Origin of the sequence: Neisseria sp. 23W00296 (assembly GCF_044772855.1) — a bacterium.
GTDB lineage: Bacteria > Pseudomonadota > Gammaproteobacteria > Burkholderiales > Neisseriaceae > Neisseria.
Genome location: NZ_CP173024.1, coordinates 1,004,253 through 1,029,118 on the forward strand (window position 1 = coordinate 1,004,253; position 24,866 = coordinate 1,029,118).

Annotated in this window: 23 protein-coding genes; 12 read left to right on the forward strand and 11 right to left on the reverse strand. The window is 60.1% G+C overall.

Annotation, left to right across the window (positions count from 1 at the left end; all coding sequences use genetic code 11):
- The first annotated feature begins 2 nt into the window (after nucleotides 1-2).
- Nucleotides 3-935: a U32 family peptidase gene (locus tag ACG2K1_RS05055; RefSeq protein ID WP_395428411.1), complete on the forward strand. Its 933-nt coding sequence runs from the start codon at nucleotides 3-5 to the stop codon at nucleotides 933-935.
- The gene (locus ACG2K1_RS05060) at nucleotides 922-1,362 is read left to right on the forward strand and encodes an SCP2 domain-containing protein (RefSeq protein WP_395428412.1); all 441 of its coding nucleotides are present in this window, start codon (nucleotides 922-924) and stop codon (nucleotides 1,360-1,362) included. The genes ACG2K1_RS05055 and ACG2K1_RS05060 overlap by 14 nt, the downstream gene beginning before the upstream one ends.
- 240 nt (nucleotides 1,363-1,602) lie before the next feature.
- On the opposite strand, the gene ACG2K1_RS05065 is transcribed toward ACG2K1_RS05060, so the two are convergent.
- The 4 genes from ACG2K1_RS05065 to ACG2K1_RS05080 all read right to left on the reverse strand — a co-directional run bounded on the left by ACG2K1_RS05065 (nucleotide 1,603) and on the right by ACG2K1_RS05080 (nucleotide 6,998).
- A complete protein-coding gene (locus ACG2K1_RS05065) occupies nucleotides 1,603-1,746 on the reverse strand; it encodes a hypothetical protein (RefSeq protein ID WP_402838943.1) in 144 nt (47 codons plus the stop codon).
- 215 nt (nucleotides 1,747-1,961) lie between these two features.
- Nucleotides 1,962-4,484 (reverse strand): prolyl oligopeptidase family serine peptidase, encoded by a 2,523-nt coding sequence (locus ACG2K1_RS05070; RefSeq protein ID WP_395428413.1) that lies wholly within the window; start codon nucleotides 4,482-4,484, stop codon nucleotides 1,962-1,964.
- Nucleotides 4,485-4,607: 123 nt separating this feature from the next.
- On the reverse strand, nucleotides 4,608-5,798 hold the full coding sequence (locus tag ACG2K1_RS05075) for a porin (RefSeq protein WP_395428414.1): 1,191 nt from the start codon (nucleotides 5,796-5,798) through the stop codon (nucleotides 4,608-4,610).
- A gap of 378 nt (nucleotides 5,799-6,176) precedes the next feature.
- Nucleotides 6,177-6,998 carry a CoA ester lyase gene (locus ACG2K1_RS05080; RefSeq protein WP_009426911.1) on the reverse strand — a complete coding sequence of 274 codons (822 nt, stop codon included), beginning with the start codon at nucleotides 6,996-6,998 and terminating at the stop codon, nucleotides 6,177-6,179.
- 185 nt (nucleotides 6,999-7,183) lie between these two features.
- Between ACG2K1_RS05080 and ACG2K1_RS05085 the strand changes: the two genes are divergently transcribed.
- Entirely contained in the window at nucleotides 7,184-7,570 is a 387-nt protein-coding gene (locus tag ACG2K1_RS05085; RefSeq protein WP_395428415.1) for a RidA family protein, read from the forward strand.
- Nucleotides 7,571-7,619: 49 nt separating this feature from the next.
- Here ACG2K1_RS05085 and ACG2K1_RS05090 read toward each other — a convergent pair whose 3' ends face one another.
- On the reverse strand, nucleotides 7,620-8,378 hold the full coding sequence (locus tag ACG2K1_RS05090; protein ID WP_009426913.1) for a TatD family hydrolase: 759 nt from the start codon (nucleotides 8,376-8,378) through the stop codon (nucleotides 7,620-7,622).
- A 325-nt stretch (nucleotides 8,379-8,703) separates the two neighbouring features.
- Between ACG2K1_RS05090 and ACG2K1_RS05095 the strand changes: the two genes are divergently transcribed.
- Nucleotides 8,704-9,339 (forward strand): glutathione S-transferase family protein, encoded by a 636-nt coding sequence (locus ACG2K1_RS05095; protein WP_009426914.1) that lies wholly within the window; start codon nucleotides 8,704-8,706, stop codon nucleotides 9,337-9,339.
- A gap of 202 nt (nucleotides 9,340-9,541) precedes the next feature.
- Here the strand turns inward: ACG2K1_RS05095 and ACG2K1_RS05100 are convergent, their stop codons facing one another.
- The 4 genes from ACG2K1_RS05100 to ACG2K1_RS05115 all read right to left on the reverse strand — a co-directional run bounded on the left by ACG2K1_RS05100 (nucleotide 9,542) and on the right by ACG2K1_RS05115 (nucleotide 14,925).
- Nucleotides 9,542-10,444, reverse strand: coding sequence for a Dyp-type peroxidase (locus tag ACG2K1_RS05100; RefSeq protein WP_009426915.1), 903 nt, complete (start codon nucleotides 10,442-10,444; stop codon nucleotides 9,542-9,544).
- A 134-nt stretch (nucleotides 10,445-10,578) separates the two neighbouring features.
- Complete coding sequence (dld, locus tag ACG2K1_RS05105; RefSeq protein ID WP_009426916.1) at nucleotides 10,579-12,270, reverse strand: D-lactate dehydrogenase; 1,692 nt, start codon at nucleotides 12,268-12,270, stop codon at nucleotides 10,579-10,581.
- Between the two features lie 86 nt (nucleotides 12,271-12,356).
- Nucleotides 12,357-14,339, reverse strand: coding sequence for a transketolase (gene tkt / locus ACG2K1_RS05110; protein WP_009426917.1), 1,983 nt, complete (start codon nucleotides 14,337-14,339; stop codon nucleotides 12,357-12,359).
- Between the two features lie 139 nt (nucleotides 14,340-14,478).
- Entirely contained in the window at nucleotides 14,479-14,925 is a 447-nt protein-coding gene (locus ACG2K1_RS05115) for a c-type cytochrome (RefSeq protein WP_395428416.1), read from the reverse strand.
- Nucleotides 14,926-15,011: 86 nt separating this feature from the next.
- Here ACG2K1_RS05115 and ACG2K1_RS05120 point away from each other — a divergent pair, with 86 nt between their 5' ends.
- On the forward strand, nucleotides 15,012-15,761 hold the full coding sequence (locus tag ACG2K1_RS05120; protein WP_395428417.1) for an SDR family oxidoreductase: 750 nt from the start codon (nucleotides 15,012-15,014) through the stop codon (nucleotides 15,759-15,761).
- Between the two features lie 166 nt (nucleotides 15,762-15,927).
- On the forward strand, nucleotides 15,928-16,215 hold the full coding sequence (locus ACG2K1_RS05125; protein WP_009426921.1) for a hypothetical protein: 288 nt from the start codon (nucleotides 15,928-15,930) through the stop codon (nucleotides 16,213-16,215).
- 64 nt (nucleotides 16,216-16,279) lie between these two features.
- On the opposite strand, the gene ACG2K1_RS05130 is transcribed toward ACG2K1_RS05125, so the two are convergent.
- Complete coding sequence (locus ACG2K1_RS05130; RefSeq protein ID WP_395428418.1) at nucleotides 16,280-16,936, reverse strand: MarC family protein; 657 nt, start codon at nucleotides 16,934-16,936, stop codon at nucleotides 16,280-16,282.
- Between ACG2K1_RS05130 and ACG2K1_RS05135 the strand changes: the two genes are divergently transcribed.
- From ACG2K1_RS05135 to ACG2K1_RS05160, 6 genes are all read left to right on the forward strand, one after another.
- Entirely contained in the window at nucleotides 16,916-17,092 is a 177-nt protein-coding gene (locus ACG2K1_RS05135) for a hypothetical protein (RefSeq protein ID WP_157058145.1), read from the forward strand. The two genes, ACG2K1_RS05130 and ACG2K1_RS05135, sit on opposite strands and share 21 nt — an antisense overlap.
- 9 nt (nucleotides 17,093-17,101) lie before the next feature.
- Nucleotides 17,102-17,737, forward strand: coding sequence for an alpha/beta hydrolase (locus ACG2K1_RS05140; RefSeq protein WP_009426924.1), 636 nt, complete (start codon nucleotides 17,102-17,104; stop codon nucleotides 17,735-17,737).
- A gap of 373 nt (nucleotides 17,738-18,110) precedes the next feature.
- The gene (locus ACG2K1_RS05145; RefSeq protein WP_232304406.1) at nucleotides 18,111-19,742 is read left to right on the forward strand and encodes a Pycsar system effector family protein; all 1,632 of its coding nucleotides are present in this window, start codon (nucleotides 18,111-18,113) and stop codon (nucleotides 19,740-19,742) included.
- Between the two features lie 88 nt (nucleotides 19,743-19,830).
- Entirely contained in the window at nucleotides 19,831-21,570 is a 1,740-nt protein-coding gene (locus tag ACG2K1_RS05150; RefSeq protein WP_395428419.1) for a bifunctional alpha/beta hydrolase/class I SAM-dependent methyltransferase, read from the forward strand.
- Between the two features lie 76 nt (nucleotides 21,571-21,646).
- The gene (locus tag ACG2K1_RS05155) at nucleotides 21,647-22,948 is read left to right on the forward strand and encodes a phosphatase PAP2/dual specificity phosphatase family protein (protein ID WP_395428420.1); all 1,302 of its coding nucleotides are present in this window, start codon (nucleotides 21,647-21,649) and stop codon (nucleotides 22,946-22,948) included.
- A gap of 39 nt (nucleotides 22,949-22,987) precedes the next feature.
- The gene (locus tag ACG2K1_RS05160; protein WP_009426930.1) at nucleotides 22,988-23,368 is read left to right on the forward strand and encodes a hypothetical protein; all 381 of its coding nucleotides are present in this window, start codon (nucleotides 22,988-22,990) and stop codon (nucleotides 23,366-23,368) included.
- 337 nt (nucleotides 23,369-23,705) lie between these two features.
- Here the strand turns inward: ACG2K1_RS05160 and ACG2K1_RS05165 are convergent, their stop codons facing one another.
- Nucleotides 23,706-24,734, reverse strand: coding sequence for an HlyD family secretion protein (locus ACG2K1_RS05165; protein WP_395428519.1), 1,029 nt, complete (start codon nucleotides 24,732-24,734; stop codon nucleotides 23,706-23,708).
- Nucleotides 24,735-24,866 lie beyond the last annotated feature (132 nt).

The window sequence follows — 24,866 nt, forward strand, 5'->3', positions numbered from 1 at the left end:
CGATGAACCCGATGAAACTCTCCCTCGGCCCCATCCTTTTTTTCTGGCAGAAAGAAGCCCTGCTCGAATTTTACGCCGGCCTGCTCGACGCCCCGATCGACACCGTCTATCTCGGCGAAGTCGTCTGCTCGCGCCGCCAGAAAATGCGTTTTGCCGACTGGTACGGCCTGGCCGAAGACCTGGCTGACAGCGGCAAAGAAGTCATCCTCTCCTCGCAGGTGCTGCTCGAAAGCGAATCCGACCTCAAACGCCTGCGCAAAATCACCGGCCAGGACAAATTCAAAGTCGAAGCCAACGACATGGGCGCGGTGAAACTCGCACGCGAACACGGCATCCCTATCGTCGCCGGCGCCAGCCTCAACATCTACAACGAAAGCACCCTGCGCCTTTTCAAAAGCCTCGGCGCCTTCCGCTGGATACCCCAGCCCGAATTGAACCGCGATAAAGTCGCCGCCGTGGCCGCCGCCGCCGTTTCAGACGGCCTCGAAACCGAACTCTTCGCCTGGGGCAAAATGCCGCTTGCCTACTCCTCGCGCTGCTTTACCGCCCGCCATTACAACCTCAACAAAGACAGCTGCGAATTCCGTTGCCTCGACTACGAACACGGCATGACCATGAACACCCGCGAAGGCCAGCCCTTCCTCACCATCAACGGCATTCAAACCATGTCCTACGGCTGCCAAAACCTGCTGCCGCACCACCGCGATTTGCAAAAAATCGGCATCGACATCCTGCGCCTGTCGCCGCAGATGCACGGCATGGCCGACATCATCCGCCTGCACCGCGACGTGCTCGACGGCCAAACCGACCTGGCCGACGCCATGAAAGAACTCGACGCCCTGTCCACCGGCACACTGGTCGACGGCTACTGGCGCGGCCAGGCCGGCATCGCCGCCGTACAGAGCATCATGGAGGAAAACCATGCCGTTGCCTGACATCACCCTGCCCGTGTGGGCGGGGAAAATCGGCGGCATCCTGCCCGCAGCCCCGCCCCGCTTCGCCCTCGTCGCCACCCTCAACATCATGCTGAAAAAAGGACTGCTGCCCGCCGACATGAGCCTGTTTGACGGGCGCAAATTCGAAATCGACGTACTCGACGCGGGCGTCAAAGTCCGTTTCAGCGCCAACGGCGAAAAATTCACCGCCGGCGGCTTCGACGGCACACCCGACCTGCGCCTGGCCGCCAACGGCATCGACTTCATGCGCATGATGCTGCGCGAAGAAGACCCCGACACCCTGTTCTTCAACCGCAAACTGCAAATCGAAGGCGACACCGAACTCGGCCTGATTACCAAAAACCTGCTCGACAGCATCGAATGGCCGTTCGGCGAATGGTTTTTGCAACGGGGAACGGGGGCTTAGATTTCCGGCCGCCGTTTGACATAAAGGCCGTCTGAAAGCCTGTTTGGTGCTTTCAGACGGCCTTATTCCGTTTTCCGACAACGCGCACCTGCCGCCTTTCAGACGGCCTGCAACCGCAGCAAACGGTTTGAAGCCGTCTGAAAGGCGGAATTTGTACCGCGCATTTTTGCTGCCGCTTCGGTTTCCGTATCGGGAGCGGGCGGATAGGTTTTTTGGCTGCCGTCCGTCATTGTCCGCAGCTTAAAGAGGCCGTCTGAAAGCCTGTTTGGTGCTTTCAGACGGCCTTATTGCGTGTTCCGTCAACGTGCGCCTGATGCTTTTCAGACGGCCTGCAAGCGAGGCAAACGGGTTCAGGCCGTCTGAAAGGCGGAATTTGTGCCGCACATTTTTGCCGCCGCTTCGGTTTCTGTGTCGGGAGCGGGCGGATAGGTTTTTTGGCTGCCGTCCGTCATTGTCCGCAGCTTAAAGAGGCCGTCTGAAAGCCTGTTTGGTGCTTTCAGACGGCCTTATTGCATTTTCCGGCCATGCGTTCCGACGCCTACAAAAACGGCCTGAAACCGTTTGCTGCGGTTTCAGGCCGTCTGAAAGCAAGGGATACTTTATTTCTTTTCCTGCGCCTGAGGCTCTTTGTCGGGAACGGGCGGCAGTGACTTCACGCCCATTTCGTGCAGGATAAAGGCGAATTTTTCCTTCATCTCGCGCTTGGTTTCCGCACGGGTGTTGTCACCGTGGCCGTGGCGCTCGGCGGCATTCAGGAATACCGGCCGCATGCACGACTGCTTCTCCTGCAGGATGGCGGCGAATTTGTAGGAATGCGACGGTACCACGCGGTCGTCGCGTTTGGACGTCATTACCATGGTGGAGGGGTAGCAGACGCCGTCGCGCACGTTGTGATACGGCGAGTAGGACAGCAGTTTCTGGTACATCGCTTTGCTGTCTTCAGCCATACCGTATTCGTTGATCCAGTAGTCGGTGCGGTACATTTTGTCGTGGCGCAGCATATCGAGCACGCCGACTTCGGGAATGGCGACACGGAACAGGTCGGGACGCTGAACCATGGTCGCGCCGACCAGCAGGCCACCGTTGGAACCGCCGGAAATCGACAGGTAGTCTTTGGAGGTATAGCCTTCCTTAATCAGGAATTCACCGGCGGCGATAAAGTCGTCAAAAACGTTTTGCTTGTTGAGCTGCTTGCCCGCGTCGTGCCATTTGGAACCGTACTCCTTGCCGCCGCGCAGGCCGGCGGTGGCGTAAACGCCGCCGTTCTGCATCCAGGCTGCGGCTGCGGTGGTGAAGTTGCCCTGGTAGGCATCGACGTTGAAACCGCCGTAACCGTAGAGAATGGTCGGGTTTTTGCCGTCGAGTTTCAGCCCTTTTTTGTGGCTGATCACGATGGGCACCATGGTGCCGTCTTTGGACGGATAGGATACGGTGCGCATTTCGTATTTGTCGGCATCGAAAGGAATGGTATCGCGGCGTTTGACGCCGAAGAATTTGTCTTCTTCAACGTTGTAGCGGTAGGTGGTGGCCGGCGTTACCTTGTTTTGGTAGTAGAACCACACATAGCGCTTGTAGTCTTTTTCGTTGGCCGCGAGCGTGCCTTTGGGGCGGTTGTCTTCGGCGTCTTTGTCGCCGGAGTCGTAGGCGGTCAGGCTGCTGATGTTGCCGCCGGCAACCGGGGTGATGTCGCGGACGAATTTGCCGTTTTCGTCAAACAGTGCCAGCGAATCGTAACCGGCAGAGTAATACTGCATCAGATAGTGGCCGCTTTGGTACACGCCGGCAGTCAGACGGTGGTTCTCGCGCGCGGGAATCACCACTTCGCGTTTTCTCTGCGGGCTGCGGATGTCGATTTTCAGAAGTTCGCCAAACTCGGAATTATCTTCGGAAATCACATAGATATAATTGCCATCCAGGCGGACGAACTTGGCGGCGGTATAGTTGGTAAACGCATCCGCTTTGTTGATTTTGTCGTACATCTTGCGGTTGTGGATCTGAATCCAGCGGCCGGTTTTCAAATCCTTCAGCAGCAGGGTGTTGCTGATGCTGCCCAAAGAGCCCTGCACCATCAGATAGCGGTCGTCTTCAATCCAGAAGCTGTCGGGCGTCATGTCGTAGTCCGACGCCTTCATAATAATCGGGTCGTTGAACTCGTTTTTGTCCATCCGGTGCAGCATCAGATCCGTCCAGCCGCCGTGGGAGCGGACATAATACAGATTGTTGTTGTCTTTCCACTCCAGCGGGTAGCCATACGTGCCGCCGGCATCCACCACATGGATATTGGTGGTGATGTGGCGGGTTTTCAGGGTTTCGGTATCGAGCACATACAGCTCTTTGTGGTCGGTATCCGAAGCGCCGTCGCGGGTGGCGTAGGCGAAATATTTGCCGTTGCTGTTGAGTGCGTAGTTGGCAATCTGGGTGTAGCCGTCTTTGGAGAGTTCTTTTTCGTCGAGAATGACTTGGGATTTGCCGTCGGCGCCTTTTTTGCTCAGGCGGAAATAGCCGTCGGGGTAGCGGGCGTAATGGAGCTTGCCGTATTCGCGGTCGTAGTCGAAATACAGGTATTCGTAGTCCATCAGCTTGTCGATGCGTTTGCCGATTTCTTGGATATAGGGGATTTTGTTCAGATAGTTGTGGGTGGCTTCGTTTTGCGCGTTCACCCATTTATCCACTTCGCCCTGCTCGTTGCGCACGGTTTCCATGCCGGTGCGGCGTTTGTCGAGTTCGGGGTCTTCCCAGTTGGTGCCGAAGAGGTTGCGCTTGCGGTCTTCGCTGGTTTCGTAGCGGTGTTCGGGTTCGATGCGGTCAACATCTTCCAACCAGCGGTATTTGTCGACGTGGGTGTCGCCGTAGTAGCGGTCGATGCCGTCGTCGCGTTTGAGCTTGCGGATTTCGGGGTCGACGGTTTCGTTGCGGCTGTTGGTGCGCAGGCCGGGATCGCCGTATTCGCCGGTTTCAAAGCGGTCGGTTTCATCTTGGCTGACGCGGGTTGCGGGATAGCCGTATTCTGCGGCATAGGGGTTGGCGGGGCGCTCGCTGCTTTCGGCGGCTGAGGCCGTCTGAACAATCTGCGGGGCGGTCAGCGCCAGCGCCAGCAGCAGGGACAGTTTTGTTTTTTTCATGGTGTTCTCCGGTGTTCCTATCGCAGGCTGCGGGCGTGCGCCACAGTGTGCAAACAGGCCGTCTTGATGGTGTTCAGACGGCCTGCCTGCGTTTGCAGCCGGTGCGGGTGTATGCGGTGGCGGTTAGAAAGTCAGGGAAATGCCGCCGGTGAATTCGTTGCGGCGGCGTTTGGAGAACTCGCCGTCGTCGACGTAGTTTTTCACCGTTTCCACATCGGCGCGGCCGTAGAGGGTGACGTTTTCGCGCAGGTCGTAGTCGGCTTTCAGGTAGGCTTTGCGGCGTTTGATTTTCGGGAAGACGTATTCTTCGTTGGCGGCGATGAAGTCGGGCTGGTTCCATGCGGCGTTGGTGTTGAACGCGCCCAGCGAGCCTGCGGTTTTCTTGGTGTTTTTCACGCCGTAGCCTGCCGCCATTTTGAAGCGCGGTGTGAAGGCGTATTCGGCTTTCAGGCCGTAATAGCGCGAGCGGGCTTGTCCCAGTGTAGCGATGTCGATTTTCTCTTTTTCATAGCCGATGTCGCCGGCGATGGTGAAATCGCGGTATTTGTATTCGATCGAACCTGCGGCGGCGTGTTTCTTTTTCGATGCCCATTTGACGTTGTCGGCGGAATTGCGTTTGCTTTGGGTGTAGCCCGCGCCGAAGCGGATGCTGTGGTCGGGAGCGATGCGCAGGCGGTAGGTGGCGGAAATGCCGTTGCCTTGGATTTCGTTGACGTTGTCGGTTTTGCGCACGTCGTCCTGCGAGGGGAAGAGGTGGTAGGCGCTGACCTGCAACTCGGGCACGCCGGTGTAGTCGGCGCGGATGGAGGAGTTGCCGAAGTATTCGAGCGGGTAGTAGGTGCCGGTGCGGGTGACGTAGCCCGAGTGCAGGAACTGTTTGCCGAAGGAGATGCTGCCGACGTTGCGCAGGTCGAGGGCGACGTTGGCGGCGGTGAGGTTCAGGTCGTCTTTATAGTAGCCCAGCTGTACCGTGCCGGTGGCGCGCCAGTCCTGGTTGATGCGCTGCTGGCCACGGAACTGCAGCCAGGATGAACCGCGCTCGAAGCCGAGGCGGGAACGGCGGTCGGATGTTTCGATGTCGTGGTTGGTTTGGGCGTTTTCCCATTGCCTCAGGTCGTAGTTGTAGTAGTAGCGCGAAGAATCGTGCGTGTAAGTGAAACGGTTGTGCCGTTTGCTGAATTGGGCGGTGACGTTGCCGCCGATGTCGAGTGTCAGGCCGTCTTTGCTGTACACGTTGTAGGCGGCGTGTGCGGACAAAGGTGCGGTAACCGCTGCAGCGGCGATGAGGCAGGCATAAAGTTTGGTATGTTTCATCAAGATAATCCTCTGGTTTGTGATTCCGATTCACTTGTACTGTTAAGGTATTGCCGTTTTTTGCAAACCCGGCGCAAATATATCCGCAAGATTTGGTAAAACACAATAAGAAATTGCAAAATTTACATAGAAAACCGGCGTATATTGCCGCATGATAACTTTTATTAATCGGTATTAATAAAACAGGCAATTATGAATGGTTTATGGAATTTTATGTAAAACATGGTCTTAATCCGTCTGTGTATGAAAAAAGCCGTCTGAAAAACCGGTGCGCCGTGCGGCGGCGGGTTTTTCCAGACGGCCTTTGGCGTTGTGTTTTTCAGACGGCCTTGGGCGTTGTGTTTTTCAGACGGCCTCAGGGTTGATTGCCAACAGCCCCTACATCCTGCCGAGCAGCTTTTTCGCCCGCGCGATAACGGGCGCGTCCACCATCCGTCCGTCTACCTGAAACACCGCCGACGGGTTGCGTTCGGCTTCGGCCAGCACTTTTTCGGCGAAGGCGGTTTCCTCTGGCGCGGGCAGCATCATCAGCTTGGTAACGGCCACCTGCCTGGGGTGGACGCACAGCATGCCGCCGAAGCCCATGTCGCGCCAGAAACGGGTAAAGGTGCGCAGGCCGTCGTTGTCGGCAAGATCGGGGAATACGGTTTCTATCGGCGGGTGCAGGCCGTTGAGGCGGCTGTGCAGCAGAAGCTCGATGCGCAGATGGTTGAAAAAGGTGTCGGCGGCGGGGGTGCCGTGCGTCAGCCCCAATTCGCCGCACAAATCGAGGCAGCCGTAGGAAAGCGCGTGCAGCCCCTGCGCGAAGGCCAGCTGCGGCAGGTTGAGCATGCCTTTGGCCGTTTCGATGGCGGCGATAACCGGTTTGCCGCATTCGTGGTGCACCGCCGTGATGTCGGCGGGGCGCTCGGTTTTCGGCAGCACCACGCCCTTTACCGCGTCCAGCTGCGAGAGCGCGGCCAAATCGGCGGCAAAGCGGGGAGAGGAGGGCGCGTTGATACGCAGCCACACCGGACGGGCGGCGGGGTCGGCGCAATAGGCTTCCATATGGCGCACGGCATCGGCTTTTTCGTTTTCGGCCACCGCGTCTTCCCAGTCCACCACCACCTCGTCCGCACCGATGCCGAAGGCTTTGGGTATCCGCTCGGGCTTGTTGCCGGGAACGAACAGAAAGATTTTCGGTAGGGGCTGGTCCAGCATGGGCTTTCCTTTGTTGCGCGGAGCGTGCCGCCGCGTTTTGGCTTGGTTGGGGCTTTGTTTTCAGAAACGTCGTTCCCGCGTTGATGCCCGAAAGGGGTGCAGGCGGGAGCGGCCTGACGGCCGCTGTCTCGGTTTCGGTTAAAAAATGTTACTATACGCTACTTTTATGCGAAAGGATTTTAACGATGGCCAAACAAATCATCCACACCGACCAAGCCCCCGCCGCTATCGGCGCATACAGCCAGGCCGTGCGCGCGGGCGACACCGTTTACCTGAGCGGCCAGATTCCGCTCAATCCCGCCACCATGACCGTCACCGGCGGCGGCGATTTCCGCGCCGAGGCGCATCAGGTGTTCAAAAACCTGCGTGCCGTGGCCGAAGCGGCGGGCGGCTCGCTCGACCAAATCGTCAAACTCAACGCCTACCTCACCGACTTGGACAATTTTGCCGTGTTCAACGAAGTGATGGCCGAATATTTCGCCCAACCCTTCCCCGCCCGCGCCGCCGTCGGCGTGGCCGCGCTGCCCAAGGGCGTACAGGTGGAGGCCGAAGCGGTGCTGGTGCTGGCGTAAACAGCTGCCCGCAAGGATCGGAGGCCGTCTGAAAGCCCGTTTGGCAGTTTCAGACGGCCTTTGGGTTTTCCAGCAGCTGCGACGCATTGTTTTCCGCAGCCTCGGCAAGTTCCGTCAGGCCGATGCCGCGCAGGGTGCAGACGGTTTGGGCGATGGTGCGGATGTTGGCGGGGGTGTTGGCGGCGTCTTTGAGCATAAACGGGCTGTCGGTTTCCAAAACCAGCGAGGAGAGGGGCAGTTCGGCGGCGGCGCGGCGGGCTTTTTTGGCCGAAGGATTTAGCAGCAGCGAGCCGATGCCGATTTTCAAGCCTTGGCGGATAAAGGCGTGCGCTTCTTCGAGGCTGCCGGAAAAGGCGTGGACGGCGCCACGCCGTATGCCGTGTTTTTGCAACAGGCACAGCAGATCCGCGCCCGCGCGGACGTTGTGCAGCAGCACGGCGCGGCCGTGTTGCGCGGCCAGATCGAGTTGGGCGGACAGGATGGCGCGCTGCGTCTGCCGTGCGGCATCGTCGGCTGCGTGCCGGTAGTCCAAACCCGCTTCGCCGACGAGGGCGTGCGCGTGGCGGCTCAGCAGGGCGTCGAGCTGCGATATGTCCGCCGCGCCGTGGCTGTCGGCAAACCAGGGATGGATGCCGATGGCGGGGACGATGGCGGGTGCGGCCAGCGCGAGCACGCTCTGCCAGTCGCCACGGCCGGTGGCGGGCACGAAAAAGCGCGTGACGCCCGCCGCGGCGGCCTGCGCCAGCACGGCGGGAAGCCTGGCGGCCAGTCGGGAATCGGCAAGGTGGGCGTGGGTGTCGGTGAACATGGTTTCGCTATGGGTTGGCGGAGGCCGTCTGAACTGAGGAACGGAGCTTTCAGACGGCTTCTTGCATCTGAATAAGGCCGTCTGAAAACAGGCGGGTCGGCTGGGCATATTTGTCCTGCGCTTGGGAAAGGGCAGGGCAACGGTATGCGGAGGCCGTCTGAAAACAAATGGGGCGGCTTGGGCGCATTTGCCCGCTGTTTGAAGCCGATGCCTGTGTGTAAAAAGGCGGTGTGGCGGAACGGTATTTTCCCGAAAACGAAATCTGCGGGCAATGCCGACGTCCTGTCTGCTATCATCGCCGCTTTCCCACCACACACAGGAGCGCATGATGCCTAACCCCGAACTCACCCTTTACACCACTCCCTTTTCGCGCGGCACCTATGCCGTGTGGATGCTCAAAGAATGCGCCGCGCCGTGCACTATTGTGCCGCTGTCCTCCGCCAAGCTGCACGAAGCGGACTATCTGGCCGTCAATCCCTTGGGCAAAGTACCCGCACTCAAAGCCGGCGGCACCATACTCACCGAAACCATTGCCATCATCACCTATCTGGCCGAGCAGTTTCCCGAGAAAAACCTGATTCCCGCCGCCGGAAGCATCGAGCGCGGCGAATACTACCGCTGGCTGTGCTTCAGCATCCAGCTCGAATACGCCTGCATGGACAAATTCTTCGACCGCCCGTCGGACCATCCGAGATTCCACACCGGCATCGGCTACGGCAGCTTCGAGGAAGCCTTCGGCGTGCTGCGCAAGCATTTGTCCGAACACGACTATATTGTCGGCGGCCGCTTTAGCGCACTCGATTTGTACTATGCCGCCCTCCTGCTGCACTTTTCCCGCAACATGCAGGTGCTCGATGCCGATCCGGTGTTCGCCGCCTATATCGAACGCCACACCGCACGTCCCGCTTTCGCCGAAACCATGGCCTGGGCGCAGCAGACGGCGGCACAGTTGGGCGAATAGGCAGCCCGAATACCCTAAAGCAGCCTGAAAAGCGGTTTTACCGCGTTCGGGCTGCTTTTTATGTTTTCAGACGGCCTTATCCAAAACAAAAGGCCGTCTGAAAAGCGGAAGCGGCTTTCAGACGGCCTTCTGTATCTGAATGAGGCCGTCTGAAAACCCGTTTTGATGTTTTTCAGACGGCCTTTCGGGCTTTTTGCGCGTTTTACAAATCGGCCAGCCGCTCGATGCTCGGGGCGTAGTAGTAGGCGCTGCGTACGGCTGCGGACATGTGTTTCAGCAGCAGGTCGATTTTGCCGTCTTTGTCGCCGAACATGAATTTGAGCTGTTCGTCGATGTTGTGCAGGGTGGCGCAGTAGGCGATGAATTGCAGGCCGTGTTCGCCGCTGATGTAGCCGAAGGGCAGGCTGCGGCGGACGATTTTGAGGCCGGCGCCGTTTTCTTTGATGTTGGTGCGGCCGAGGTGGGAGTCGGGCAGGCGGTCGGCGCGGGCAAATTCGATGTTGTCGGCTTTGCTGCGGCCGACGGCCTGCTCTTGTTCGGCGACGCTGATGCCGCTCCATTTTTTGAGATCGTGCAGGTATTTTTGCAGGACGATGTAGCTGCCGCCCGCGTCGGGTTGGTCTTGGGCGATGGTGCCGATAGCGGCGATTTTTTCTTCGCCGTGCGGGTTTTCCGTGCCGTCGACAAAGCCGTCGAGGCCGCGCTCTTCGGGCATGCGGAAGCCGTGGGTTTCGTTTTCGATGCGGATGCTGTTGCCGAATGCGGCGGCAACCTGTTCGGCCAGCAGGTAGTTGAGGCCGGTGTGTTCGGACTGGATGTGGATCATGAGGTCGCACTGGGTGGCGGGACAGAGGCCGTTACCCAGGGGCATGAATGGGCGGATTTCGCGGCCTTCGTTTTCGTGGCCGAGGCTGTGCCAGAAATCGGCGCCGAAGGCGATGGTCATGCCGAGTTTGTGGTCGGGGAAGCGGCTGCGGCAGTCGTCGAGGGCGGCGAGGGCTTGGCGGCAGGCGGCTTTGGTCTGTTCTTTGTCGAGCACGTCCGCTTCTATATAGATGGCGGCGGTGATGGTGTCGGGGATGATGGCGGTTTGCGGGGTGCCCATATTGGTTTCCTTTTGCTTGGGTTTGTGGAAGCGGCGGCCGTCCCCGCCTTCGCGGGGATGACGTTTCTGAAAAAGGGGTTTTCCGTTTTCAGACGGCCTTTGGTTTGGCGGTGGAAAAAGGCCGTCTGAAAGCCTTACTCTGCCCAGTTTTTCTTTTTCGAGGTGTGGCCGATGCCGGGGTTGAAGCTGTTGGTGGGGTCGAGTTTGCGGTAGAAGGCTTTGAGTTCGGGCTTGGCTTCGTAGAGGTGGCCGACGTTGTGTTCGGCGGGGTATTGCGCGCCGCGTTTGTCCAAGAGGTGCAGCATTTCGTGTTCCAGTGCCATGCAGTCGTGGCCTTTTTTGACGATGTAGTCTTGATGGAAAACGTGGCACATAAAGTGGCCGTAGTAGAGCTTGTGGCTGATTTTGCTGTTGATTTCGTCGGGCAGGGTTTCAAACCAGTCTCTGTCGTCGCGGCGCAGGGCGATGTCGAGGGCGACGATGTCTTCGACTTCTTTATCGTGTACGGCTCGGTAGCGCACGGCGGCGGAGGCGGCGGCAAAGCGGTGCAGCATGGCGGCTTGGGTTTCTTCGGCGTTGCACTCGAAATATGCGCCGCTGTGGTTGGCGAAGTAATTTTTCAGAAACGCGCGGGCTTCTTCCACGCCTGCACCGCCCATTTTGAGAATCAGGTGGTGCTCATAGCGGTCGCGGTAGTCGCGCAGGGATTGCGGCAGGTGCTGCGGCATGAAGCGGCTGGCAAACTGCATGGCTTTGTCGGTGAAGTGTTTGGGCAGAAACGGGATTTTTTTGCCGATGCGGTCGGCGCGGGCTTTGAGGTCGAACAGTTTGGGCAGTTGGTGGGTGCCGAATTTTTTGATGGCGTAGAAGGTGTCTTTGCCATATACGGCGGCGATGTCGAACGCGTCGCGGTGGATGTATTCGCCGGAAACGGGCAGGCTCTGGAACTCGGAGAGTGCGGCGCGGCGGATGTCGGTGAGTTCGTTGATGTCGTTGGTGCCGATGTAGAACACGGCGGTATGGTTTTCCTGCGGGAAGGTGTCGAGGCGCACGGCAAACACCATCAGTTTGCCCGCGCAGCCGCTGGCTTCGTAGTGGCGGGCGGGGTCGGCGTTGAAGCGGGCGGCGGTGGGCGCGTCCACTTGGCGCACATGGTCGCAATAGGCGTGGTCGTGGCCTTTGCCGGCGTTGGGGTCGATGTCTTTTTGCTGGTAGTGCCAGCCTTGCAGGTTGTTTAAAATTTCTTCGGGCGTGCTGCCCAAATCGATGCCGAGGTGGTTGACGAGGTTCAGACGGCCTTCGCTGTCGATTTCGGCAAACAGTGCCATTTCGGTGTAGGCCGGGCCGCGCTGCACCAATGCGCCGCCGGAGTTGTTGCACACGCCGCCGAGTACCGATGCGCCGATGCACGACGAGCCGATAACGGAATGCGGCTCGCGCCCGAGCGGCTTGAGCAGCATCTCAAGCCGGTTGAGCGTGGCGCCGGGCAGGCAGACGACTTGTTCGTTGCCGTTAATCGGCTGGATGATGTCGATGCGCATGGTGTTGACGATGACGATGTCGCGGTCGTAATCGTGGCCGCTGGGAGTCGAGCCGCCGGTGAGGCCGGTGTTGGCAGCCTGGGTGATGACTATCACGTCGGCGGCGACGCATTCCTGCAAAATCTGCCACATTTCCAGCAGCGTGCCCGGCCGCACCACCGCCAGCGCCTGCCCTTCGCCGAAGCGGTAGCCCTGGCGGTATTGTTCGGTTTTGGCAGGGTCGGTGATGATGTGTTTTTGGCCGACGATGCGGGTGAGGTTTTCGATTAACTGCGTGGCGTTCATGATTTTTCCTGTGTTGAGGCCGTCTGAAAAGGTTCAGACGGCCTGTTGCTGCTTTGTTTAAACGGATTCGGACGTTTCAGACGGCCTCAGAGAACGGATTTCACCGTAGCAACCAGGTTTTCCGTGGTAAAGCCGAACAGTTTGAACAACTCGTCGGCAGGGGCGGATTCGCCGAAGCGGTCGAGGCCGAGTACTGCGCCGTTGGTGCCGACGTATTTGTACCAGCCGTCGGACACGCCTGCTTCTACGGCGACTTTGGGCAGGTTGTCGGGCAATACGGCGGCGCGGTAAGCCGCGTCTTGGCGGTCGAACACATTGGTTGAGGGCATGGACACCACGCGCACGGCGATGCCTTCGGCGGCGAGGGTGGCTTGCGCGTTCAGGGCCAATTCAACTTCCGAGCCGGTGGCGATAATCACGGCTTTGGCTTCGCCTGCCGCTTCGGAAACGACATAGCCGCCGCGTTTGATGTTTTCAAGCTGTTCGCTGCTGCGCGGCAGGAATTTCAGGTTTTGGCGGCTGAAAACCAGCGTGCTGGGGCGGTCGGCGGCTTTGGCGGCTTCGGCCCAGGCTACCAGCGATTCGGCGGTGTCGCACGGCCGCCATACGTCCATGTTGGGAATCAGGCGCAGGGTGGCGGTTTGCTCGATTGGCTGGTGGGTCGGGCCGTCTTCGCCTAGGCCGATGGAGTCGTGGGTGAACACGAAGATGGGGTTGATTCTCATCAGCGCGGCCATACGCAGGGCGTTGCGCTGGTATTCGCTGAACATGAGGAAGGTCGCGCCGAAGGGGCGCACGCCGCCGTGCAGCGACAGGCCGTTCATGATCGCGCCCATGCCGAACTCGCGCACGCCGTAGTGGATGTAGTTGCCGCCGCCGTTGCGGGTTACGGATACGCTGTTTGACCAGTCGGTGAGGTTGGACGGGGTCAAGTCGGCCGAGCCGCCCACCAGTTCGGGCAGCTCTTTGGCAAGGATTTCGATGCTGTTTTGGCTGGCTTTGCGCGTGGCGATGGTTTCGCCTTTGGCGCAGACTTCCTGCAAGGCCGTCTGAACGTAGGCATCGAAGTTGTCGGGCAGTTTGCGCTCCATACGGCGCACGAACTCGGCGGCCTCGGCGGGGAATTTGGCTTGGTATTGTGCAAACAATTCGTTCCACGCGGCTTCGAGTTTCGCGCCTTTTTCTTTGGCGCTCCAAGCATCGTAGATTTCCTGCGGGATTTCAAACGCGCCGTAGTTCCAGCCCAAATGTCGGCGCGTGGCTTCGATTTCGTCCGCACCCAAAGGCGCGCCGTGGGTTTTGTGGCTGCCTTCTTTGTTGGCACTGCCCTTACCAATCAGGGTTTTGCAGCAAATCAGCGAGGGCTTGCCGCTTTCGGCGCGGGCGGCTTCGATGGCCGTCTGAATCGCGGCAGTGTCGTGGCCGTTGACGTTGGGCACGACGTGCCAGCCGTAGCTCTCGAAACGCGCAGGGATGTTTTCGGTGAACCAGCCGTCGACTTTGCCGTCGATGGAGATGTTGTTGTCGTCGTAAAGCACAATCAGTTTGCCCAAGCCGAGCGTGCCGGCCAGCGAACAGGCTTCGTGCGACACACCCTCCATCATGCAGCCGTCGCCCATGAAGACATAAGTGTAGTGGTCGACGATGTTCAGGCCGTCTTTATTGAACTCGGCGGCGAGGATTTTTTCTGCCAAAGCCATGCCCACGGCGTTGGCAATGCCTTGTCCGAGCGGGCCGGTGGTGGTTTCCACGCCGTCGGTGTAGCCGTATTCGGGGTGGCCGGGGGTTTTGCTGTGCAGCTGGCGGAAGTTTTTCAAATCGTCGATGCCGAGGTTGTAGCCGGTAAGGTGCAGCAGGCTGTAAAGCAGCATCGAGGCGTGGCCGTTGGAGAGGATAAAGCGGTCGCGGTTATAGAATTTGGGATTGGCCGGGTTGTGGTTGAGAAACTGCGTCCACAATACTTCGGCCATTTCGGCCATGCCCATCGGCGCGCCCGGATGGCCTGAATTGGCTTTTTGAACTGCGTCGGCAGAGAGGAAACGGATTGCGTTTGCCAGAGGGGAAGTCATCGGAATACCTTTGTTTTTGCGGCGTGGAAAGGGCGCGATTATCCGCGTTTTCAGACGGCCTTTCAAGGATAGGAGGCCGTCTGAAAACGCAGCTCCAACGAAGTGAAAACGGCTTTCAGACGGCCTCTGTTTCGGATTTTTATTTCGGACGGCGGTAGCTGTCGTGGCAGGATTTGCAGCTTGCGCCGGCGGCGGAATAGGCGGCTTTGATATCGTCCAGACTGCCGCCCTGCGCTTTGGCGTTCAACTCGGCCACGGCGGCGAGAAAGGCATCCTGCTCGCGCTTGAAGGCCTCGGGCTGCTGCCACACGGCGGGCAGGGCGTCGCCGTTGCCCTGCGGGTCGTTTTGGAAGTGCTCGAAAGGTTTTTGCGCGGCATCGGCGAAGGCGGCGGCATCGGCTTGGAATTTGGCGGCGTTGTAGGTTTCGTCGCCCTTCACCATTTTGCCCATGGCCGAGAATTCGGGCATCATCCGTTTGAAGGCGGCGCTGCGCTCCTGCGAGGCCGGCCCTTTCGGTTCGCCCGCAGGCTGTCCGCCGCAGGCGGCGAGCAGGAGCAGCAGGGCGGCCGCTTTGAGTGGGTTCATGTTTGTTCCTTAATTATTTGATGTTTTTAGGGGCGCGCATGATACCTGAAAATCCGATTTAAATTGTTTATGAAGGAGTTGGGAAAATGGCGGTTTTGATTACCGGCGCGTCGGCCGGATTCGGCGAGGCGATGTGCGCGGCGTTTGTGCGCGCGGGTTATAAAGTGATCGGGGCGGCGCGACGTTTGGAGCGTTTGCAGGCGATACGGGAGAGTTTGGGCGCGGATTTTTATCCGCTGCAAATGGATTTGGCCGACAGATCTTCGATAGCCGCCGCGCTGGCGCAGCTGCCGCCGGAGTTTGCCGAAATCGACTGCCTGATTAACAACGGCGGCCTTGCCCTCGGCCTCGACGCCGCGCACGAAGCGGATTTTGCCGACTGGGAAACCATGGTTGAAACCAACATCCTCGGCCTGGCCTATCTGACGCGGCAGGTGCTGCCGCAGATGGTGGCACGGCGCGGCGGCTACGTCATCAATATCGGCTCGATTGCGGGCACGTATCCCTATCCCGGCGGCAATGTCTACGGCGCGACCAAGGCTTTCGTGCGCCAGTTTTCGCTGAACCTGCGGGCGGATTTGCAGGGCACGGGCGTGCGCGTGAGCAATATCGAACCGGGGCTGTGCGGCGGTACGGAGTTTTCCAATGTGCGCTTCAAGGGCGATAACGTGCGGGCAGAGCAGGTGTACGCGGGCACGCAGTATGTCAACGCGCAGGACATCGCCGACACGGCGCTCTGGCTCTACACGCGCCCGCCGCACATGAATGTGAACGCCATCGAAATCATGCCGACGGCGCAGGCTTTCGGTGCGCTGCCGGTGTGGCGGGAGAAGTAGGACATCAGGCCGTCTGAAAAGCCGTTTCGCGCTTTCAGACGGCCTCTTTGGTTCGGAAGCGCAAACGTTTACGCGCGGGCATGACAAGGCCGTCTGAAAAAAGCCGCGCTTTGGCCGCGTCTGCCGCTGCCGTATAATCGCGCTTTTTTCAGACGGCCTCAGCAATATGAGCAAAGAACTTCTCGGACTGTTTTTCCTGCCTGCGGGCGTGTTTGCCATGTGTGCCGCCGGTTTGTGGCAGATGTATGTGGTGATGAACGAGAGCTACACGCTCAACCGCTTCCAAGACCGCAGGCTGGTGTGGGTGGTGGCGGCGATGTTTTTCAGCTTCAGCCTTGCCGTTTATGTGTTCTGCCCGAACGCGCGCAAAAAGGGCATTGTGTTTTTCCTGCTCGGCGGCATCGGGCTGGCGATGTATGTGCTGGCGCGGCTGTGGCTGCCGTGGAAGGCATGAAGCATGGTGTGCAAAAAGGCCGTCTGAACGTTTTCAGACGGCCTTTTCCTTTGCGGATGCGCGTTCAGTTGAGCAGGGGAAACGCGCCTTTCAAGCCTGCAATCAGCATCTGCGTGCCGATAACGGCCAGTATCAGACCCATCATCCGCGTCACCACGTTCATCACGTTTTTGCCCAAGAGGCGGGTGATTTTCGGCGCGAAGACAAAAAGGGTGTAGGTAATCAGGCACAGCAGCGAGAAGGCGGCCACCACCACCACGGTGCCCGAGAGCGAGTCGCCCGCCGAGAGGTTCATGGAGGTGGCAATCGTGCCCGGCCCGGCCAAAAGCGGCGTACCCAGCGGCGAAATGGCTACGTTCATTTTGTCTTCGTAGCGCGTGTCCGCCGCAGGCGCGGGGTCGGCCGAGGCGGGCTGGCGGTGCATCGGCGAGCGGTTGCCCTGCACCATATGAAAGCCGATCAGAAAGACGAGGATGCCGCCGGCGATACGCAGCGCGGGCAGGGTGATGCCGAACATTTCGAAGATAAAGCGTCCGGCAAAGGCGAATACGGCCACGATGGTAAAGGCAATCAGCAGCCCTTTGCGTGCCACAGCCCGCGCCGTGCGGCGGTCGTCGCCGTCGGTGAGGCTGAGGTAGACCGGCAGGCTGGACACGGGGTTCATGATGGCGAAAAAGGCCATAAAGGAAAGGCCGAACTGATGCAGATAGTTTTCAAACATGGCAGACGGGTGTGCGTGAAAAAAACGGCGGATTATACCGTTTATCCGCCGCAGCGGGCGCGCGGCAAAACGGCGGCAGGCCGTCTGAAAGCCGCCGCCGCGCCCGATGGACAAACCCGCGCCGCCGCCCGTACAATCCCGCGCCCCGAACGATAAGGAACAGACATGACCCCTCCCGAAACCATCGCCATCCCCGGCCCGGCCGGCGTTCTCGAAACCATCTACCTGCCCGCGCAGGGGGCGGAGCAGGGCGTGGCCGTGATCAACCATCCCAATCCCCTGCAGGGCGGCACGAATACCAACAAAGTGATTCAGACGGCCGCCAAGGCGCTGGCGAAGCTGGGTTTCCACTGCTACCTGCCCAATCTGCGCGGCGTCGGCGGCAGCGGCGGCGGACACGATTACGGGCGCGGCGAAACCGACGACTGCTGCGCCGTTGTCTCGTTTGCCCGCAGCCGCCATCCGCAGGCGGCCAAGCTGGCGATTGCCGGTTTTTCCTTCGGCGGCTATGTCGCCCTGTTTGCCGCGCAAAAATGCCCGCCCGACCTGCTGCTGCTGATGGGGCCGGCCGTGCGCCATTACGAGCGCGAACGCGAACCCGACGCGCCGCATCCCGAACGCACGCTGCTGATACACGGCGAAACCGACGAAGTCGTCGCCCTGCAACAGTCGCTCGACTGGGCGGCGCCGCAGGACATTCCCGTGGTCGTGCTGCCGCAGGCCGGACATTTTTTCCACGGCAAACTGATCCAGCTGCGCGATGCCGTGCTGCGCTTCGCACCTGCCGTGTTAAGCCGCTGAACAGGAGTTGGGTGCATCAGAAGCCGTCTGAAAGGCATAAAGCCTTTTTCAGACGGCCTTTTTTGCGCCTGCTCCTTTTGAGGCCGTCTGAAAGGGCGTCTTTGCTTTTTGCCTACACTGTCCTGCAATAAGTAAATTATTCCCAACAAAGCCGGGAGTAATGTCGCAATCATTTAGAATCGGCCGCGCAGTTATGTTGTTACAGCCCCAAATTATTTCCCACAAATCATTTTGGAGAATCTGTATGAATACCGAATATCAGGACAACGCATTCCCCGCAGACAACGCCGTCAGCCCGTCCGGCGCAACAGTCGAAACCCCCGCCGCCGACATTCCCGAAACGGCGGATCTGCCGCCGCCCGCGCAGGATGAGATGCAGGAAGAGCCGTCTGAAAAGGCGGCCAAGCGCAAAAAAAGCAGGAAAAAAGCCAAAGCCGCCGACAATCCCGAAGCGCTTATGGGCACCAATAAAGGCGTGGAAACCATGTTCCGCAACGCCGTGCGTTCGGAAATGGAGCTTCTGGCGCTGGCGGCCACCAAAGCCAATATCATGATTTCCCTCAATGGTTTTATCGTTTCCGCGCTGATGATTTCCGGCGCGTTCATCTTCTCGTCTTCCCCCGAATTTCTGATTCCCGCCAGCACCTTTATGGTAACCGCCGCCGCGTCGATCGTGTTTGCGCTCTTGTCGGCCTCGCCCGAGCGCATCGGCCGTTTGCGCGCCATGCGCGAGTGGGTGAAAGACCTGTTCCGCCGCCGCGCGTCGCTGCGCGATTTCAAAACGCGCGTGTGGCGCGCCGAAACGCGTTTTTTCAGCGGCGAACCCAACGTGCTGATTTACGAAGACCGCGTGAAAATCCCGCGTGAAGAGCACTGGCAGAAAATGCAGGACGTGATGAACGACCGCAAACAGGTTTACCAAAAAATGAGCGACCACCTTTACTGGCTCGGCCTCTTGGCGGACAAACAGTTCAAATACATCAATCTCTCCTACGCCGTATTCCGCTGGGGGCTGCTCGCTTCGCTGGCGGCGTTTATCGGCGTGAAAACCATCCCTTCGCTCTCCGCCGCGCAGCAGAACGATTTGGCCGAACTGCGCACCATGGGCATCAATATGTTCAACGGCGTGTACGAGCCTTCCGCCGCCCAGCAGCTGCCCGACGGCCGCATCATGGTGGCCGAAGACGAACCCAACCACGCTTTCAGCATCTTAAGTATCGACAAAAACGGCAATTTCGTCGAAGACGAAGCGCTGGACACCCGCATCGTCAAAGGCTTCAAACGCAAGCTCAACGACCTCGAAGCCATGACCCGCGACGACGAAGGCTTTATGTACGCCATGACCTCGCACTCGCGCAACCGCAAAGGCCAGCGCTCGCCCGACCGCGAACACCTGATGCGCTTCAAAGTGCAGGGCGGCGAGATTGTCGGCCTCACCAGCTACGACGGCTTAACCGACGTGCTGGAGCAAGACCGCAATCTGCACGATTTGATCCGCGAACGCACCAGCGCGGAAATTTCCTTCGACGAAATCAACATCGAAGGCTTGGCGTTCGACCCCGTGAAAAAACGGCTGGTGTTGGGCTTCCGCGATCCCGAGTTCAACAACATGGCCTTGATCGCCTTTATCGCCAATCCGAAGGAAGTGATGGAGAAAAACGCCAAACCCGAGTTTGACGAAGTGGCCGTTCTCGATATCGACGGCGGCGGCATCCGCTCGCTCAACTACGATCCCGTGCTCAAAGCCTTTATCATCGCCAACGAAGTCAAAGGCGACACCGGCGAAAAATCCTCGACATTGTGGAAATGGAGCGGCAAACCGACGGACGAACCGCAGAAAATCAACCTGCCCAACCTGCACCACATGACCAACGTCGAAGCCGTCGATTCGGTGAACATCAACGGCCAGCAGCGTCTCCTGCTGATGTCCGACGAGGGCGACGCCAAGAAAAAAATGACCGCCAAATACATGCTGGTCGATTACAACCAGATCGGCCGCGACTGATGCGGCAGAAAGGCCGTCTGAAACTTCGCTTTCAGACGGCTTCCGTATGCCCGTATACTCTTTCTTTTCCGACAGGAGCCTTATTGCCATGGAACAGCACAACACCTTCACCACCCAAGACGGCACAGAGCTTTTCTACCGCTACCGCCCCGCCAAAAACGGCAGCAGCGGCAAAGCCGTCGTTTTGTTCCACAGAGGACACGAACACTCCGGCCGCATGATGTTTCTGGCCGACGAATTGGGTTTGGACGACTTTGCCTTTTTCGCCTGGGACGCGCGCGGCCATGGCCAAAGCCCCGGCGAACGCGGCGACAGCCCGGGCATCGGCACATCGGTAGCCGACGTTGACGACTTCATCCGCCACATCGGCACGCAATACGGCATCGCACCCGAAAACATCTGCATCATTGCCCAAAGCGTGGGCGCGGTGCTCGTGTCGGCCTGGCTGCACGACTACGCACCGAAAATCCGCTGCGCCGTGCTCGCCTCGCCCGCGTTCAAAGTCAAGCTTTATGTTCCCCTCGCCCGCAGCGGCCTCAAACTCATGCACAAATGGCGCGGCAATTTCTTTGTCAACAGCTACGTCAAATCGCATTACCTCACCCACAACAAAGCACGACAGCAAAGTTACGACAGCGACCCCCTCATTGCCCGCGCCATCTCCGTACGTATTCTGTTGGGGCTTTACGAAGCGTCCGAGCGCGTCGTTGCCGACGCACAGGCCGTTACCACGCCGGTACAGCTTCTGATTTCCGGCAGCGATTGGGTGGTGCACCACAAGCCGCAGCACGATTTTTACAACCGCCTCGGCAGCCGCATCAAAGAACGCCACATCCTCAAAGGCTTCTACCACGACACACTAGGCGAAAAAAACCGCGAAACCGCGTTTAAAGAAATCCGCCGCTTTATCCGCGAACGCTTCGACGCACCGCCCGACATCCCCGACCGCACCCGCGACCACCTGTACAGCGAAAGCCGCCGCGAAGCCGACGAACTGTCCACACCGCTGCCCGCCCTCTCGCTGCGCGGCCTCTACTGGCGCGCCTACCGCGCCATGCTCGATTTGGGCGCGCGCTGGAGCGAAGGGCTTAAAATCGGCAAAGCCACCGGCTACGACTCCGGCAGCACGCTCGACTACGTTTACCGCAACAGCCCGCAAGGCAGCAACATCATCGGCATCACGGCCGACAAACACTACCTTAACGCCGTAGGCTGGCGGGGCATCCGCCAACGCAAAACCAACATCGGCAAAGCCGTTCAGACGGCCTTTGCCATCTTGCGCGGCGCAGGCAAACCCGTACACGTACTCGACATTGCTTCCGGCCACGGCCGCTATGTGCTCGATGCACTCTCCGCCGATGCCCTGCCCGACTCCGTGCGCTTGCGCGACTACAGCCTGCTCAATGTCGAAGCCGGCCGCCGCCTTATCGCCGAACGCGGCCTGCAAGACACCGTCAGCTTCGATCAGCTCGACGCGTTCGACCGCGCCAACTACCAAAACCTCACGCCGCGCCCCACGCTGGGCATCGTCTCCGGCCTGCACGAGCTTTTCCCCGACAACGACCTCGTTATGCGCTCGCTGCGCGGTTTCGGCGACGCACTCGAAGACGGCGGCTGCCTCATCTACACCGGCCAGCCCTGGCACCCGCAGCTCGAAATGATCGCCCGCGCCCTCACCAGCCACAAAGACGGCAGCCCCAACTGGGTGATGCGCCGCCGCAGCCAGCAGGAAACGGATCAGCTTGTCGAAGCCGCCGGTTTTGAAAAAATCCGCCAATGGACTGACGACGACGGCATCTTCACCGTCAGCCTCGCCGTGAAAAAATAAGCCGCGCCGCCCGCGCAAAAAGGCCGTCTGAAAACCCCGTTTGTCCTTTCAGACGGCCTCAAACCTCGAAATCATCATGAAACCCGCCTTCCAAACCTCCGCCGCCAAACTCGCCCTCGCCGGCATTCTGTTTTACACCGGCTACGGCCTGGCAAACTTTCTCGCCTCGCGCCGCGCGTTTGTGCCCGAAATCGTGTTTGACTGGGAGCGGGGCATTCCGTTTTGGGCGTGGACGATTGTGCCGTATTGGTCGCTCAACCTGATGTATGCGGCGGCGTTTTTCCTGTGCCGCACCACGCGGGAGCAAAACCGCTATCTCGCGCAATTGGCGGTGGCGCAGATTGCGGCGGTAGGCTGTTTTTTACTGTTTCCCCTGCGGTTTTCATGGCCGAAGCCGCCTTCAGACGGCCTTTTCGGTGTTCTGTTTGCCTCGCTGGCCTCGTTTGACCAACCCTACAACCAAGCCCCGTCGCTGCACATCGCGCTTACCCTGATTGTCGGCGCATTTTATTGGCACAGGTTTCCCAAAATCCGCCTGCCGCTGGCGTGCTGGCAGAGCCTGATTGCGCTGTCGGTACTCGCCACCTACCAGCACCATTTCATCGACATCCCCACCGGCGCGCTGCTGGGTACGCTGGTGTTGTGGGCATGGCCGTATCGGGGGCAAAGCCCGTTCAGACGGCCTGATGCCGCAGGCCGTCTGAGAGACCGCCGCATCCGCGAACGGCAGCTCGGCGGCCTCTATCTCATTGGCGCTGCTGCCGCCGCCCTGCCCGCCTTATCCGGCGGCGCGTGGCTGTGGACGCTGTGGATAAGCGCGGCACTGCTGTTGTGCGCTTTCGCCTATTTTTCAGGCAATCCCGCCGCGTTGCAAAAACAGCCCTCCGGCAAATTTTCGCCCGCCGCCGCATGGCTGCTTCTGCCCTATCTTATCGGCGTGCGGCTCAACATGGCCTTCTGGCTGCGCGGCCGGGCGCGTTCGACGGAAATTTCAGACGGCATCCATATCGGCAGCCTGCTCGACGCACCGCATTTTCCCGCCGTACTCGACCTTTGCGCCGAATATCCCGCCCGCCACCGCGCCGCTTATCTCACGCTGCCGCTGTCAGACCTTGTTACGCCGTCTGAATCCGAACTCGTCCAAGCTGCCGAAACCGTCGAAAGCCTGCGCCGCCAACACGGCCGCGTATTGGTCTGCTGCGCGTTAGGCTACGGCCGCAGTGCCGCCGCCGCGCTGACCTGGCTCACCGCCTACGGCGGCCGCACACCCGAACAGGCCGCCGCGCTGCTGCAGGCTGCCCGCCCCCAAGCCCTTATCCGCCCCGATGCCGTTCAAGCCGCCGCAGCGGCCGCAGGCCGTCTGAAAAAGGCCGTCTGAACCGTTTTCAGACGGCCTCAATCCGGAGAAAGAACCGATATGCACGACGATAGCGCCGTTTCCCTCATTACCGCCCGCCTGCTCGCCACCGCTTCCTACACCGCCGCCGCCAACGCGCTGATTGCGGCGCTGTCCGCCTTTTACGGCGGCGGCTGGTTTGCCGTGCAGGCCGCTTTGGCCGCGGCGCTGGTCTTCTGCCATGTCCGCACCGCCTTTGACTGCCGCGTGTTTGCAGATTTCGCGCAAGGCCGCTACACGCCCGAAACCTTCGACCAAACCCTGCGCGAAACCGGCCTGCGCCGCCGCGTTTCAGACGGCCGCAGCATGGCGCACCGCGCGGCGGGCGCATTGTCGCTGTGGCGCACAACCCTGTACCTCACGGCAGCGCAGCTGGCCGTTCTGGCGGTACAGGCCGTCTGAAACCTGTCGGAACAACAGAGTCCCCTCTCCCGCTTGTACCCCTTCGGGGCATAAACGAAACGGCGAGGGCTGGGGTAGGGAGTTGCGCCGCTGCGGCAACTTCTGCGGAGCGGCGGAATAAAAGCAGTTCTGCGAACTGCCACCCCCACCCCAACCCTCCCCCGCGCTTGGGGCGCAGGGGAGGGAGTCAGGTATGCAGTGGGATTTTCGGTTTCAGACGGCCTTTTGCTTGCCTGCACGGTTTCCCGCGCGGCACACGCCTGATAAAACGGTAGAGGCCGTCTGAAAGCTCCGCTGCGGGGTTTCAGACGGCCTCAACGCGCAGGCGCGTGCAGTTTTATTGCGGCAGTTTCACGGCCAGATCCTGCGGCCAGGCGGCGGTTTCGTCGGTTTTGACGAAGCCGTTGCCGGTCATGCCGCCTTTGAGCAGGCGGTTGTGGCGCAGGGCGGTGTCGGCGGGGATTTTCAGTTTCACTTTGAACATCAGTTTGGCGCGTTCGTTTTCGGTTTCCACCGACTTGGGCGTGAACTGGGCTTCGGCGGCGATGAATGAGATTTTGGCGGGGAAGACGGCGTCGATGCCGTCGAGGCGGATACGTGCTTCGCCGCCGACTTTCAGGCGGCTCATGGCAGCGGCGGGCAGGAAGATGTTCATCGAGACGTCGGCGGGGTCGAGCAGGCTGGCGATTTTCGAGCCGGCGGCAACGACGCTGCCGACTTCGGCGATTCTGTATTCCAGCCGTCCGTCTATCGGTGCGCGGATGTTCATGTCGTCGTTGGCCGAACCGGCGGCCTTCACGGCGGCGGCGGCCTGTTGCGCGGCGGCCTGTGCTTCGCTTTCGGCAGCACGGCTTTGGGCGACGGCGGCCTGTGCTTCGGCGCGGGCGGCTTCGGCGGCTTTGACGGCGGCCGAAGCGCGTTCGTAATCAGCATGGCGGCGTTCGGTTTCGGCGGGGGAGACGAGTCCGTCGGCCTGCATTTTGCGCGCGTTGTCCCATTCCATTTTGGCGACGCGCTGCTGTTGGCGGGCGGCTTCGCTGTTGGCTTCGGCTTTGGTTACGGTGCGCAGGGTTTGTTCTTGGGCGGCGCGGGCGCGGCGGACGCTGCCTTGGCGCAGTCGTTCGGCGGCCTGTGCTTCTTCGAGGCGGCTGCTGCTGGTTTCGGAGGAGAGTTCGGCGAGGATGTCGCCCGCTTTGATGTCGGCGCCTTCGTCAAAGGGCATGGCACGGACGCGGCCGGGGTAGAGGGTGGCGACGTCGAGGCGGTTGAGTTCGAGGCGGCCGTTGGATTGGGCGATGCCTTGGGGCAGGGCGTCGCTCTGCCGGTGGTAATAGAGATAGGCGCCTGCGGCGAGGGCGGCGGCCAGGGCGGTCAGTAGGGCGGTTTTTTTCACGGGATGCGTCCATGCGCGGCAAAGGAAGCGCCGATAATATAACCGCCGCCGCAGCGGGGCAAGGCCGTCTGAAAGGCGGGATTGCCGTTTTTAACTTCGTTGAAG